10 protein-coding genes are annotated in these 14249 nt (G+C 73.6%); 6 read left to right on the forward strand and 4 right to left on the reverse strand.

Annotated elements, in window-relative coordinates:
- Positions 1-73 precede the first annotated feature (73 nt).
- Positions 74-1648 (forward strand): Na+/H+ antiporter, encoded by a 1575-nt coding sequence (locus tag AC07DS_RS41250; RefSeq protein WP_479153927.1) that lies wholly within the window; start codon positions 74-76, stop codon positions 1646-1648.
- 157 nt (positions 1649-1805) lie between these two features.
- Here AC07DS_RS41250 and AC07DS_RS41255 read toward each other — a convergent pair whose 3' ends face one another.
- Positions 1806-3623, reverse strand: coding sequence for an APC family permease (locus AC07DS_RS41255; protein ID WP_479153876.1), 1818 nt, complete (start codon positions 3621-3623; stop codon positions 1806-1808).
- Positions 3624-3863: 240 nt separating this feature from the next.
- Between AC07DS_RS41255 and AC07DS_RS41260 the strand changes: the two genes are divergently transcribed.
- Entirely contained in the window at positions 3864-4670 is an 807-nt protein-coding gene (locus tag AC07DS_RS41260; RefSeq protein ID WP_479153877.1) for an SCO2400 family protein, read from the forward strand.
- 12 nt (positions 4671-4682) lie between these two features.
- On the opposite strand, the gene AC07DS_RS41265 is transcribed toward AC07DS_RS41260, so the two are convergent.
- Both AC07DS_RS41265 and AC07DS_RS41270 read right to left on the reverse strand, forming a co-directional pair.
- On the reverse strand, positions 4683-5417 hold the full coding sequence (locus AC07DS_RS41265; protein ID WP_479153878.1) for a TIGR03943 family putative permease subunit: 735 nt from the start codon (positions 5415-5417) through the stop codon (positions 4683-4685).
- Entirely contained in the window at positions 5414-6514 is a 1101-nt protein-coding gene (locus tag AC07DS_RS41270) for a permease (RefSeq protein WP_479153879.1), read from the reverse strand. The genes AC07DS_RS41265 and AC07DS_RS41270 overlap by 4 nt, the downstream gene beginning before the upstream one ends.
- 164 nt (positions 6515-6678) lie before the next feature.
- On the opposite strand from AC07DS_RS41270, the gene AC07DS_RS41275 reads away from it, so the two are divergent.
- Complete coding sequence (locus AC07DS_RS41275; RefSeq protein WP_479153928.1) at positions 6679-8526, forward strand: NAD-binding protein; 1848 nt, start codon at positions 6679-6681, stop codon at positions 8524-8526.
- A 239-nt stretch (positions 8527-8765) separates the two neighbouring features.
- Positions 8766-9596, forward strand: coding sequence for a hypothetical protein (locus AC07DS_RS41280; protein ID WP_479153880.1), 831 nt, complete (start codon positions 8766-8768; stop codon positions 9594-9596).
- Between the two features lie 68 nt (positions 9597-9664).
- Here the strand turns inward: AC07DS_RS41280 and AC07DS_RS41285 are convergent, their stop codons facing one another.
- Positions 9665-11473, reverse strand: a complete 1809-nt coding sequence (locus AC07DS_RS41285; protein ID WP_479153881.1) for a S9 family peptidase — start codon at positions 11471-11473, stop codon at positions 9665-9667.
- 288 nt (positions 11474-11761) lie between these two features.
- On the opposite strand from AC07DS_RS41285, the gene AC07DS_RS41290 reads away from it, so the two are divergent.
- Positions 11762-13321, forward strand: a complete 1560-nt coding sequence (locus tag AC07DS_RS41290) for an FG-GAP-like repeat-containing protein (RefSeq protein WP_479153882.1) — start codon at positions 11762-11764, stop codon at positions 13319-13321.
- 83 nt (positions 13322-13404) lie between these two features.
- Positions 13405-14211 (forward strand): SURF1 family protein, encoded by an 807-nt coding sequence (locus AC07DS_RS41295; protein ID WP_479153883.1) that lies wholly within the window; start codon positions 13405-13407, stop codon positions 14209-14211.
- The last annotated feature ends 38 nt before the right edge of the window (positions 14212-14249 follow it).

A 14249-nucleotide genomic window follows, 5' to 3' on the forward strand; every position in this document is an offset into this window, starting at 1 on the left:
GTGAAAGCGGTGTGCCGGGAAGTCTGGTCGGCTGGGAGCCAGGGTGGCTCCTGTGAAGCCCCAGGGGGACGGCATGCGCAGCGTCGGCACGGTTCTCGCACTGGTCGTACTGGCCACCGTCGTGGCGACCTTCGCGCGCCGGTGGCGCATCCCGGCGCCCTCCCTGCTCGTCGTCGCCGGCCTCGCCGTGGCCCTGCTGCCGGGCACCCCGCAGATCGAGATCAGCCCCGAGGTCATCGGGCTAGTCGTGCTGCCGCCGCTGCTGTACGCGAGCGCCGAGGAGATGCCCTGGCGGGAGCTGCGCGCGGTGTGGAAGCCGGTCGGGATCCTCGCCATCGGCCTGGTCCTCGCCTCGGCCGCGGCCGTGGGCGCGGTGGCCGCCACGGTGACACCGCTGTCCTGGCAGATGGCGCTGGTGCTGGGCGCGGTGCTGGCCAGCACCGACCCGGTGGCGGTGACCGCGCTCGGCCGCAGGCTCGCCCTGCCGCCGAGGGTGCAGGTCCTCGTCCAGGCGGAGAGCCTGTTCAACGACGCGACCTCCCTGGTGCTGGTCCGGGTGGCCGCGGGCATCGCGGTCGCGTCGGCGGCGGCGAACTGGGGCTCGGCGGGCGGCGAGTTCCTGCTGCTGGCCGGCGGCGGCACGGTGATCGGCGCCGCGGTGGCCGGGGTGGTGGCCCTGATCCGGCGGCGCACCGAGGAGCCGGTCCTGGAGACGGTGATCGCCCTGGTCACCCCCTACGCCGCGTATCTCCTGGCGGAGGCCGCGCACACCTCCGGGGTGACCTCGTGCGTGGTGGCCGGGGTGGTCCTGGGCGGCCGCGGCGACCGCCTCACCAACGCGCGCATAAGGCTCCAGCTGCACGCCGTGTACGGCACGGTCGTGTTCCTGCTGGAGAGCGTGGTCTTCTCGCTGATAGGGCTGGCGCTGCCCGCGCAGGTGCGGGCGCTGGCCGACGGAGACCGGGCCTGGCCGCTGTACGCCCTCGCCGTCGCGGCCACGCTCGTCGCCGTACGCCTGCTGTGGCTCGCACCGCTGTCGGCCGTCGTCCAGCGCAGGGGCGGCATCGGCCGCCTGAACTGGCGGGTGCCGATGGTCCTGACCTGGGCCGGCACCCGGGGTGTGATGCCGCTGGCCGCCGCCCTGTCCATCCCGGAGTTCGCGAAGGACGGCTCCGCGCTGGCGGACCGCCCCCTGGTCCTGGTCCTCACCACCTCGGTCGTGGTGGTCACCCTCGTCGTCCAGGGCTTCACCCTGGCTCCGGTCGTCCGGCGCTCCGGGATCGCCCTGGAGCCCGCGCACACCGAACGCGAGGAGGTCGAGGCCCGCTCCCGCCTCGCCCGTGCCGGACTCGCCCGGCTGGAGGAACTGGCCGAGCTGGAGGCCGTACCGGACGTCGTCCTCGACCGGCTGCGCCGCGGCCTCAACGCCCGCCTGGAGGACGCCCGCGACCGCCTCGCCGAGAGCGACGGCACGGCGACGGCCACCGAATCCGCCGACCTCGTCTACCGCCAGCTGCGCCGCGACCTGATCACCGTGGAGACGGAGGAACTCCGGCGCCTCTACGACGGCCACCGCATCAGCGACACCACACGCCGCCGGCTCCAGCGCTCGCTGGACCTGGAGGAGGCGCGGCTGGCGGACGCGTGACGCTCCGCCAGGAGGCCGGTTCCATGGCTGCGGGTGAGTGGGGGCTGGTCGCGCAGTTCCCCGCGCCCCTGAGCAGCCTGCCGTGCCGTGCGCTTCGACGGCTCCGTACGTCGGCGGAACTCCGCCGGCCGTGGCCGCAGCCCCGGCGCCGCCCGCCTCACATCCGCAGCCGGTACGGCAGCATGCACACCGCCACGTCGGTGCGGGCCCGCAGTACGGTCGCCAGCAGCAGGCCCCGCTGGTTCTGCAGGATCTCGTAGCGGCGGTGCCGGGGTTCGGCCTCGGGGATCAGCACGGCGATCTGCCGGCCGTCCCGGGCCGCGTCCCGCACGTACTCGACCATCGGCTGGACCAGGGAGCGGTGCGGGCTGTCGATGATGTCGAGGCGTACCCCGGGGTCCCAGCGCGCCCACGCCTCCTGCAGGGCGCGGGTCTTGTCCGGGTCGTTGTGGACGGCGACGGCGACCACCTCGTCGCCCAGCGCGAGGGCGGCGCCGATGGCGTGCCGGGCGAGCTTGCTGACGTCGCCGAGCGGGACGATCACCAGGCTGCCGGGGCGCGGCGCGGGCGGGTCGGGGATACGGCCGAGGCCCAGTTCCTCGCCGACTTCCGTGTAGTAGCGCTGGATGCGGGAGAACAGCAGCATCAGCAGCGGCACGGCGATCACGACCACCCAGGCGCCCTCCAGGAACTTGGTGAACAGGAGGATCAGCCCGGCCACGGTGGTGAGCACCGCCCCGGTGCCGTTGATGAGCGCGCGGTGCTTCCAGCCCGGGGGTCGCTCCGTGGCCCAGTGCCGGACGAGACCGAGCTGGCTGAGGGTGAAGCCGATGAACACCCCGATCGCGAACAGCGGGATCAGCCGGTGGGTGTCGGCGTCGGACGCGACGAGCAGCAGCGCGGCCAGCAGGCCCAGCGCCACCACGCCGTAGCGGTAGACGGGCCGTTCGGCGCGCAGCCCGAACAGGTGGGGCAGCCGGTGGTCGCGGGCCAGCAGGCTCATCAGCACCGGGAGCCCGCCGAAGCTGGTGTTCGCCGCGAGCAGCAGGACCAGGGTGACGATCAGGTTGGTGGCGTAGTACGCCCAGCCGTCGCCGTAGGCGCCCGCGGTGAGCTGGGCCAGGACGGTGACGCCGCCGCGCGGGGCGACGTGGTCGCGGCGGATCAGCACGGCGATGCCGATCAGCATCAGGCCCAGCAGCCCGCCCAGCATGAACTCGGTGCGCTGGGCCCGCCTGACCCGCGGGGTGCGGAAGGTCGGCACGGCGTTGGCGATGGCCTCCACGCCCGTGAGCGCCGAGCAGCCGGACGAGAACGCCTTGAGGAGGAGCAGGAGCCCCAGGGTCTCGTGCACCTGGACGGGCTGCGCGGTGCCCACCACCGCCGCCGGATGGGAGCGGAGGAGGCCGCCCACGACGACACCGAGGACGGCGACGACGAACAGCACGGTCGGCAGCATCAGCACCCGGGCGCTGTCGGTCACACCGCGCAGGTTCACGGCGGTCAGCAGCGCGAGGCCCACCAGGCACACCAGCAGCTTGTCCCGGGCCAGGCCGGGGAACGCGGAGGCCAGGGCGTCCGCGCCCGCGGTGAGGCTGACGCAGACCGTGAGGACGTAGTCGACGACCAGACTGGCCGCGGCGAGCAGGCTGGACATCGCGCCCAGGTCCTTCTTGGCCACCGCGTAGGCGCCTCCGCCGTCCGGGTGCACGGCGATGACCTGGGCGTACGACACGACGAGCGCCGCGAGCAGGAAGGTGATCGCCAGCGTGACCGGCAGGGTGGCGGCCAGCGCGGCGGTCCCGGCACCGACCAGGACCAGCACGATGGCCTCGGGGCCGTACGCGACCGAGCTGAGCGCGTCCAGCGACAGCGCGGCCAGCCCTTCCAGGCTGGTGAGGTGGTGCTTCTCCCCCTCGCCCGGGCGCAGCGGGACCCGCGGTTCCAGCTCACGACGTGCCAGGCCATACGCCATCGGGACCTCACCACGGACGGCAGGACGGTCCGGACCAGTCTCCGCGCCCGGCGGTCCTGCGGCTCCTCGGGATCGGCCGTCCGCGTGCGTCCCCCGTTTCACGAGGGACACGAGTCACCCCATGAATCCCCTGTGAATGTGTGCAGGAGTGCCACAAGGGCAGCACACCCTCTTCCGAAACCCTCGTTAGCGTTGCCGCTCGCTCCTACGTGCGAACGCGTCGAATCGGAAAGACCTCACATGGACTACTGCTCCTCGTGCCGTCGGCATCTGAACGGCGCCCTGGTGTGTCCCGGCTGCGGCGCCTACGCCCCGGACATAGCCCCGCACACGCCGATGGCCGTCCCCGCGGCGCGAGCGGCCGCCCCCTCCGCCGCCTGGTACGACGACGATCTCCCTGCCGGGCCCACGCCGTCCGCGGCGGACGAGGCCGCGTCCGGCGACGTGGCGGACGCACCCGCCGCCGCGCAGGGGCGGGCCGCCCGGCGCCGCCAGCTGACCCGGTGGAAGAAGAACAAGCGCCGGGCCGCGGTCGCGTCGGCCGTCGCCCTGGTCGGCGGCGGGCTCACCCTGGCCTCGATGGACCGCCAGTCCCCCGACCGGGCCCAGGCGGCCTCGGCCCCGGACAACCGGCCCATGGGCGCCACCGACGGGGAGACCGGCACCGGGACTCCTCCGGTGCAGGAGCCGCCCGTCCACCACCGGTCCCCGCGCAGCACGGCCCCGGCCCGCGCCCAGCAGCCCGCGGGCGCCGCCCCGCACCGGCAGACCGTCGCCGCCGTACCGCGGACCGCGGCGGACACCCACCCGGACGCCGCGGCCGCTCCCGTGCCGGCCCGGACCCCGGCCGCACACCTGCAGACCACCGCCCCGGCCGCCGGCAGCGGCAACTCCGGCACCGGCACGGTCGCCCCGCAGCAGCCGGCCACCCCCGCTCCCGCGCCCTCGGCCGGCAGCGGCACGGACTCGGGAGCGTCACCCGCGAGCCCCTCGCCGGCCGCGACCTCCCCGGCCCAGCTCTGCCTGCTCGTGGTGTGCCTGGGCTGACCGCCCGGCCCGTCAGTTGTTCCAGGTCTCGTCGTACGGATCCTGCGGTGTCGGCACCGGCTTCGCCGAGGTGACCGACAGGTACGGGATCGGGCCGTTGTTGACGGGGTCGTGGGTCAGCCCCGCGGTGTAGGTGCCGGTGACCTCCAGCCAGGCGTCCGGTTGCAGGACCGGGGGCAGCTTGCCGGTGAGGGCGATCTTCACCGGCTGGGCGTCCGCCGCACAGCAGTTGAGGGCCATCCGGACGAGATAGGGCGCGCCGGAGTGGTCCAGGGCCAGGAAGCCGGTGACCCGGACCGGGCGGCCGTTCAGGGAGCGCCCGTGGCCGTAGGCCGCGCGGGACGCGTAGTCGACCACGCTGAGCGGGATCGGGTCACCGGCGGGCAACTTGCCGTAGCCGTACGGCTGTTGCAGCGCGGTGCCGGTGCGCAGGGCGCTGTAGGAGCCCAGGGCCGGCGGCGCGACGAGGATGAGGGCGAGCAGGGGGAGCACGAGGAGCCAGGAGATGCGGGGCTCCGGGTGCGCGTGGTCGGTGTGGTCGGCGTGGTCGGTGGCCTTCGCCGCCTTGTTCCGCCGCCGCTCGTACCACGCCGTCGCCAGCGCCGCCGCGATCAGGACCGCGCCCGAGGCCAGCAGCATCGGCTGCAGGCCCGCCTTGACGTAGCGCAGGTAGAGATCGGTGGCGCCCGCGTGCAGGAGGGCGGCGCCCAGCAGGAACAACACTGCCGCTTGGGCCTGGCGGTTCACAGCAGCACCGTCCCGGTCACCACGGCGCCCGCGACCGCCAGCGCGAACGTGGCGGGGGCGAAGCGCAGTGCGAAGGCACGGCCGAAGGTGCCCGCCTGCATCGCGAAGAGCTTGAGGTCGATCATCGGGCCCACCACCAGGAACACCAGCTTGGCCGTCATGGAGAACTGGGTGAGGGAGGCGGCGACGAACGCGTCCGCCTCCGAGCAGATGGACAGGAGTACGGCCAGTACGGCGAGGGCGAGAACGGAGACCAGGGGGTTGTCGGCCGCCGTGCGCAGCCAGGTCGCCGGGGTCGCCGCCTTCAGCGTGGCCGCGGCCATCGCGCCGAGGACCAGGAAGCCGCCCGCGTGCACGGTGTCGTGCCGGACCGAGTTCCAGAACGTCTCGCCCTTGGTCGCGCCCTCGTGCGCGCCGTGGGCCGGCGGGCGCAGCCAGTCCGTGCGGCCCAGGCGCTGCCACAGCCAGCCCATCGCGCAGGCCACCAGGAGGCTGGCGAGGAACCGGGCCAGGACCATCTCCGGGTTGCGCGGGAAGGCGACGGCCGTGGCGGTCAGGACGATCGGGTTGATCGCGGGGGCCGAGAGGAGGAAGGCCAGCGCGGCCGCTGGGGTCACGCCCCGGCGGACCAGCGCACCCGCGACCGGGACCGAGGCGCACTCGCAGCCCGGCAGCACCGCGCCCGCCAGCCCGGCGACCGGTACGGCCAGCGCGGGCCGGCTCGGCAGGGCGCGGGCGAAGAAGGACGGGGGTACGAAGACCGCGATCGCCGCCGAGAGGAGGACCCCGAGGACGAGGAAGGGCAGCGCCTGGACCGTCACGGCCACGAACACCGTCATCCAGCTCTGCATCAGCGGGGTGCCGAGCACCCCGCGGATCGAGGACTGGGCGAGCACCGCCAGCAGCAGGGTCATGGTGAGGATCAGCGGAGAGCTGAGACGCCGGCCCTCCTGGCCGTCCTGACTTGCCCGGCCCTCCCGCCCCTTCCGGCCTTCCCGGTCCGGCCGTTCGCCCTGCCGCTTGCCCTGCCGATCGCCGGACGGGCGCGCCGGGTCGCGTTCGGTGGCGCCGGGCGGCGCGTCTTCGGTGATGGCCACGGGCGAGTACCTCCGGCTGTGCGCTGCCTCTCCCTCCCCATCAATACGCGATGGCGGGTACGGGTGTTCACCTCGTTGCTGGAACCACCTGTCTCCTTGGGGCAGTCTTTTCCCTCGTGGCGAGCGTTCCGTATCAAGGTGGGTCCGGCGCCCCGGCGGCGCACATGGTGGTCTGCGGTGACGACGGGCTCGCGCACCGGCTGGCGGCCGAGTTGCGCGGGGTCCACGGCGAGCAGGTCACCCTCGTGGTGCCGCCGAACGAGCGCATGGCACGGCCCCCGGTGGTGGGGCGGGCCCGGGCAGCCTCGGCGGCGCTGCTCGACCGCGTGGTCAGCGCCGCCGTCGGACTGGGCGGCGGCAACGGCGGCAACGGGACGACAGGAAGCGGCGGCAACGGCGGCAACGCCCACCGGGCCGACGGCGAGCGGGTGTTGGAGGCCTTCGAGCTGACCGAGGCGGTGCTCGCCGAGGCCGGTGTGGAGCGGGCCGCCGCGCTGGCGCTCGTCCATGACGACGACGAGACCAACATCCGGGCCGCGCTGACCGCCCGTCGGCTCAACCCGCGCCTGCGGCTCGTGCTGCGGCTGTACAACCGCCGGCTGGGCCAGCACATCGAGGAACTCCTGGACCAGGCCGCCGCGTTGGCGTCCGGCACGGCGGCCGCCGACGGCGCGGAGGCGTCCACGACCGTGCTGTCCGACGCCGACACCGCCGCACCCGCGCTGGCCGCGGCCGCCGTCGCCGGCACGACCAAGGTCGTACAGACCGAGAGTCTGCTGCTGCGGGCCGTGGAGCGGGTGCCGTCCGGGGACGGGCGGACCGCCGCTCCGGGGCTGTGCACCCTGGCCCTGCTCTCGGCGCCCGGCACGGATCCCGCCGGGGCGGACGGGCCCGACGGCGGCAGGGAGCAGGAGCCCGTGCTGCTGCCGGACGACGAGGAGGTGCGGCAGGCCGCCGGGCGGGCCGCCGTGGTGCTGGAGCAGGTGTCCTCCTTCGGCGGCCCCGAGGCCGCCGCGGCGAGGCGCGGAATGGGGGTCGTACCACCGCTCGCCTCCCTGTTCTCACGGCGGCTGCGGTGGTCGCTGGCCGGGCTCGTGGGGTGTGTGGTCGCGCTCGCGGTCGCGCTGTGGGTGGTCACCGGGATCCATCCGCTGCGGGCCTTCTACCTGACGCTGCTGGACCTGTTCGCGATCGACGATCCGGCGCTCGGCGCGCCCCTCGGGCGGCAGATCCTCCAACTCCTTTCCGGACTGGTCGGGTTGCTGCTGCTGCCGGTGCTGCTGGCGGCGGTGCTCGAGGCGCTGGGCACCTTCCGGACCGCGTCCGCGCTGCGCAAGCCGCCGCGCGGGCTCGGCGGGCACGTGGTGCTGCTGGGCCTCGGGAAGATCGGTACACGGGTGCTGACCCGGCTGCGGGAGCTGCACATTCCCGTGGTGTGCGTGGAGTCCGACCCGGAGGCGCGGGGGCTCGCGACCGCGCGGCGGCTGCGGGTGCCGGTGGTGCTGGGGGATGTCACCCAGGAGGGGGTGCTGGAGGCCGCGAAGATCCACCGGGCGCATGCGCTGCTCTCGGTGACCAGCGCGGACACGACGAATCTGGAGGCCGTGCTGTACGCGCGGTCCGTACGGCCGGATCTGCGGGTGGTGCTGCGGCTGTACGACGACGACTTCGCGACCGCGGTGTACCGGACGCTGCGGGCCGCCCATCCGCAGGCGTCCACGCGCAGCCGGAGCGTGTCGCATCTGGCCGCCCCCGCGTTCGCCGGGGCGATGCTCGGCCGGCAGGTGCTGGGGTCGATTCCGGTGGAGCGACGGGTGCTGCTGATCGCCGCGGTCGAGGTGGCCGGGCACCCGGAGCTGGAGGGGCGGAGCATGGCGCAGGCGTTCCGGGCGGGGGCGTTCCGGGCGCTGGCGTTGGAGGGCCGCGCCGACGTTCCCGGCGACTACGTGCTGCGCAAGGGGGACCGGGTGGTGGTCGCCGCCACCCGGCGGGGCCTGGCCGAGCTGGGCTGAGCAGAGGTCCCGCGGGTCGCCGCGGGTGCTCTCGAAGCGGCCGGACGGGTGGATTCGGGGCCTGGTCGGACCAGTCCGCTTGGCGCGTCGCCTTGACTGCGCCGTTGGCTGGTAGCGCCGCTTCGAGGGCCCTGTGACCGTCGTCCTCGCCGTCCTCGGGCGGACTCGTCCGCACGCGAACCGGAAGCGCGGCGCGCAGACATCGCGGGCGGCCCACCCGAACCGAGGAGAGGTCCTCCATGACGAGGAAGAGCATGTACCGTCCGACGACCCTGGGTGCCACGGCGGCGCTCGGCCTGAGCCTTGCCGTGCTGCCGCTCGCCCCTGCACACGCGGTGACCTTCGTGCCCTGCGGGAACGTCACCGCTCTCCGGAACGCGATCACCCAGTCCAACACGACCGACGACAACATCACGCTGGCGCCGTTCTGCACCTACACCGTCGCCACCAGCGTGGGGTCGAGCAATGGCCTGCCCCCCGTCACCGGCTCCTTCACCATCAGCGGGTACAGCACGACCATCGCCCGCTCCACGGCGGCGGGCACGCCCGATTTCCGGCTCTTCACGGTCGAGTCCGGCGGCGACCTGACCCTGAACGCCGTCCACGTCCGCTTCGGGAACGTGCCCGGTGACCAGGGCGGCGGCGTCCTGGTCACCGGTGCCGGCAGCACCCTCGCGGTGAACAGCGGCAGTGTCCGGGACAGCAACGCCGGATCCGGCGGTGGCATCCGCCTCCGCAGCGGTGCCTCCGCCGCCCTGAGCAACGCCGTGGTCAGCGGGAACCGGGCGACCGGCAGCGGCGGTGGCATCAGCCACGCCGGCGCCTCGTTGAGCGTCAACTACTCCCGGATCACGGGCAACACGGCCGGCGCCGACGGCGGCGGCCTCGTCACCACGGCGCCGGCCGTCGCGACGCTGGCGGCCAGCCAGGTGACCGGCAACACCGCCGGATCCGGCGGCGGCATCTTCGAAGGCTCCGGCAGCCAGGTCTCCCTCGCCGCCACCGGCGTCACCGGCAACACACCCGACAACTGCCGCCCGACGGGAGCCGTACCCGGCTGCACGGGCTGACCGGCAACACCGGCCGGCCGTACCCTCCGGCGGGCGTCCCGCACTCGCGCGACGCCCGCCGGCTCGGCTCACTCTCCTGCCAGGTGCCTGCCCGCGAACTCCATCTCCAGTCTCAGCTGCTTGATCCGCTCGTCCACCACCAGTGAGCCGTGCCCGGCGTCGTAGCGGTACACCTCGTGGACCGCGCCGCGGGCCTCCAGGCGCTTGACGTAGTTGTCGATCTGGCGGATCGGGCAGCGGGGGTCGTTGACGCCCGCGGAGATGTAGACCGGCGCCTTTACCTGGTCGACGTAGGTGAGCGGCGAGGATGCCTCGAAGCGCTCCGGGACCTCCTCCGGGGTGCCGCCCAGCAGCGTGCGGTCCATGGCCTTCAGGGACTCCATCTCGTCGTGGTACGCGGTGACGTAGTCCGCGACCGGCACGACCGCGATGCCCACCGCCCACGCCTCCGGCTGGGTGCCGACGCCGAGCAGGGTGAGGTAGCCGCCCCAGGAGCCGCCGGTGAGGACCATCCGCCCGGGGTCGGCGAGGCCGGAGCCGACCGCCCACTCGCGGACGGCGGCCACGTCCTCCAGCTCGATCAGGCCGACCCGGTGCTTCAGGGCGTCCGTCCAGGCGCGGCCGTATCCGGTGGAGCCTCGGTAGTTGACGCGGATCACCGCGTAGCCCCGGTCCACCCAGGCGGCCGGGCCGGCGGCGAAGGAGTCGCTGTCGTGCCAGGTCGGGCCGCCGTGCAGGTCTACGACCGTGGGGAGGGGGCCGGTGGCACCGGCGGGCTTCTGGATCAGGGCGTGGATGCGGCCGCCGGGGCCCTCCACCCACACGTCCTCGACCGGCACGGACGGCGGGCACTTCATGCCGGGCGGGTCCAGGACGACCTCGCCGGTGGTGGAGCGGACCGCGGGCGGCCGGGCGGCCGACGACCACAGGTACTCCACGCTGCCGTCGGGGCGGGCGGTCGCCCCGGAGACCGTGCCGGGCGGGGTGGGGATGCGGGTCAGCTCGCGCGCCGCCGGGTCGTAGCGGAACAGCTCGCTGCGGGCCTCGAAGCTGTGCGCGATGAGCAGGGCGCTGCCGTCCGGGTACCACTCGGCGGCGACGTCGCCGGGCAGGTCGAGGGCGAGGTCGCTCTCCTCGCCCGTCGCCACGTTCCACACCAGCGGCTCCCAGCGGCCGCGGCGCTGGTGGCCGATGAGGAGGCGGGTGTCGCCGTCCACGGGTGCGAAGCCGAGGATCTCCAGGCCCAGCTCCTCGGTGCCGCCCTTGGTGTCGTCCAGCTCGGCGACCGTCGTGCCGTCCGGGCGCAGCACACGCAGGGCCGCGTGCATGGCGTCGCCGTGCTCGGTGTGCTCGATCGCGATCAGGGAGCCGTCGTAGGAGAGGTCGCCGACGCCCGCCGACTCGCGGTGCCGGTAGATCTCGACCGGGTCCTCGCCCTCGCGTGCGAGGTGGACGGTCGTGCCGTCCTCGTCCGTCGAGCGGCCCACCACCGCCGTGCGGCCGTCACGGGCGAGGCCCAGGCCGGCCGGGTAGGACGGCTCCAGACCGGGCACGGCGGCCTCGTCCGCCCCGCCCGCGAAGGGCTGGCGGCGCCAGATGCCGAACTCGTCGCCGTCCTTGTCGTCGAACCACCAGATCCACGCGCCGTCCGGGGAGAGCACGCCGTCCGTCGTGCCGTTCGGCCGGTCCGTCGCCTGGCGCTGCTCGCCCGTCGCCCGGTCCCAGGCGTACAGCTCGTACGTGCCCGTCGCGTTCGACACGAACAGGGAGCGGTCCGGCGCGTCCTCCGCCCAGTCGGGCAGCGAGACCCGCGGCGCCCGGAAGCGCTTCTCCCAGTCCGGCATGTCCGGTGTGTCCGGCGTCCTGCTGTCACTCATGGCCCCAGTCATGCGCCCATATTGCCTGGCCCCGCCCACCATGCGCTGCCGGGTGTACCCAGCCTGTGGATAACTCTGACCGACCGCAGGCCACGGGTCCGCCGAAGGGGGCTCTGAGGCCTTCCGGGTGGTAGCCGGGCCGGGCGCGGTGCGCATGAAGGTATGCACGGGTGAGGCGGTGACAGGGTGTGACATCACTGTCTGCTTTGTGAGGACATTTTATTGAAAGGGTGTCGCATGACGTCTGTGTCGCGCTGTTCTGGAGGGGCGAGGGGACTGGTGTCCCGGATGCGGGCTGCCTGGCCGACGGCCCGTCGGCGGGCGCGGGTGCTGTCGGGCATGACCGGAGTGGTGCTGTCCGCCGCCATGGTCATGGCTCCCTCGGCTCACGCCCAGGGCCTCTTCGACCCGGCCGTGAACTACGGCGCCGGCGACGGGCCGTTCTCGGTGGCGGTGGGCGACTTCAACGGCGACAGCCGCCCCGACCTCGCTGTCGCGAACGCCATTGGCGACAACGTGTCGGTGCTGCTGAACAGCGGGAGCGGCACCTTCGCCACAGCGGTGAACTACAACGTCGGCGACGGCCCGGCGACGGTGGTGGTGGGTGACTTCAACGGCGACAGCGTGCCCGACCTCGCCACCACGAACTTCAACGACGACAACGTGTCGGTGCTGCTCGGCAACGGCGACGGCACCTTCGGCACGCCGGTGAACTCCGCCGCCGGCGACGCGCCCCAGGGGATGGCGGTGGGTGACTTCAACGGCGACAACGTGCCCGACCTCGCCGTCACAAACGTTTCCCCCGACACCGTGTCGGTGCTGCTCGGCACCGGCAACGGCACCTTCGCCACGCCGGTGAGCTACGGCGCCGGTGACGCCCCGATCTCGGTGGCAGTGGGCGACTTCAACGGCGACAACGCGCCCGACCTCGCCACCGCGAACCAGGCAAGCGACAACGTGTCGGTGCTGCTGAACAACGGCAACGGCACCTTCGCCACAGCGGTGGACTACGGCGCCGGTGACGCCCCCACGTCGGTGGCGGTGGGCGACTTCAACGGCGACAACGCGCCCGACCTCGCCACCGCGAACCTCGCCAGCGGCAATGCGTCGGTGCTGCTGAACAACGGCAACGGCACCTTCGCCACAGCGGTGAACTACAGCGTCGGCGGTGCACCCCAATCGGTGGCGGTGGGCGACTTCGACGGCGACGGCAACCGCGACCTCGCCGTCACGAACCAGAACGACGACAACCTGTCGGTACTGCTGAACAACGGCAACGGCACCTTCGCCACGGCCCAGAACTACGGCACCGGTGACGGCCCGCATGCGGTGGCGACGGGCGACTTCAACGGCGACGGCCGCCCCGACCTCGCCACCGCGAACCTGTTCGGCGACAACGTGTCGGTGCTGCTGGCCACGGCTCCGCCGCCGCCGGCCAGCTGCGCGACCGCCACGCCCACGATCACCGGCACGAACGGCAACGACAACATCACCGGCACCGCGGGCAACGACGTGATCTTCGCCCTGGCCGGGAACGACACCGTCAACGGCGCCGGCGGCAACGACCTCATCTGCGGCGGCCCGGGCAACGACAAGCTCAGTGGCAACGCCGGCAACGACCGCGTCGAAGGCGGCACCGGCAACGACACCATCAACGGTGACGACAACGACGACGCTCTGATCGGCGACGACGGCAACGACACCATCAACGGCGGCAACGGCAACGACACCCTTCAGGGCAACAACGGCAACGACCACCTCGACGGAGGAACCGGGACCAACACCAACGACGGCGGCGCGGGCCACAACACCTGCACCAACCCCGCCAGCGGGTCCGGTTGCCCCTGAGGTCAGGTGAGGACGCCGCGGAATGCGGGCCGTGGCCGGACCCCCGGCCCCGGCCCTCCACCGCGGCCCCGTACCGTTAAAGCGTGTACCGGTTTCTGCTGACACCCCGCTGGTGGGGCATCAACGTCTTCGTGCTGCTCGCCATCCCGTTCTGCGTGTTCATGGGGTCGTGGCAGCTGAGCCGGTTCGAGGGGCGGGTGCAGGACCACCGCGCCGCGACCGAGCAGGCCGCCTCCGGCAGACACGAGGCGGCGCGCCCGCTGGCCGAGCTGCTGCCCGTCGACCAGAGCACCTCGGGACGCCGGGCCACCGCGAGCGGCCGGTACGGCAAGCAGCTGCTGGTGCCGGGCCGGGAGCTGGACGGCAAGCAGGGCTTCTACGTGCTGACGCTGCTGCGCACCGACTCCGGCCGGACGCTGCCCGTGGTGCGGGGCTGGCTGCCCGGCAGGGCGGATCCGGCGAAGGCCCCGGCCGCGCCGGCCGGCGACGTCACCGTCACCGGCGCGCTGCAGGCCTCCGAGACCCCGGGGGACAACGGGGTCAGCGCCCAGGGCGGGCTGCCCGCCGGGCAGACGGCGGCCATCAGCGCGGCCTCACTGGTGAACCTGGTGCCGGACAAGCTCTACGACGCCTGGGTCACCCTCGACAAGGCCGACGCGGGGATGAAGGCCGTGCCCGCGACCGCGCCGGCCGGCACCGGTCTCGATCTGAAGGCGTTCCAGAACCTCGGCTACACCGGCGAGTGGTTCGTCTTCGCGGGCTTCGTGGTCTTCATGTGGTTCCGGCTGCTGCGCCGCGAAGTGGAGTTCCAGCGGGACGCGGCGCTCGGCCTGGTGCCGGAGGAGCCGGAGGAGTCGGAGGACACCTCCGCCCCGGCCGCCACCGTCTGACCGCGGCCCGCGGTCACGGATCCGGACCACGGCCCGCG

The sequence above is a fragment of the Streptomyces sp. NPDC044064 genome (assembly GCF_056434245.1).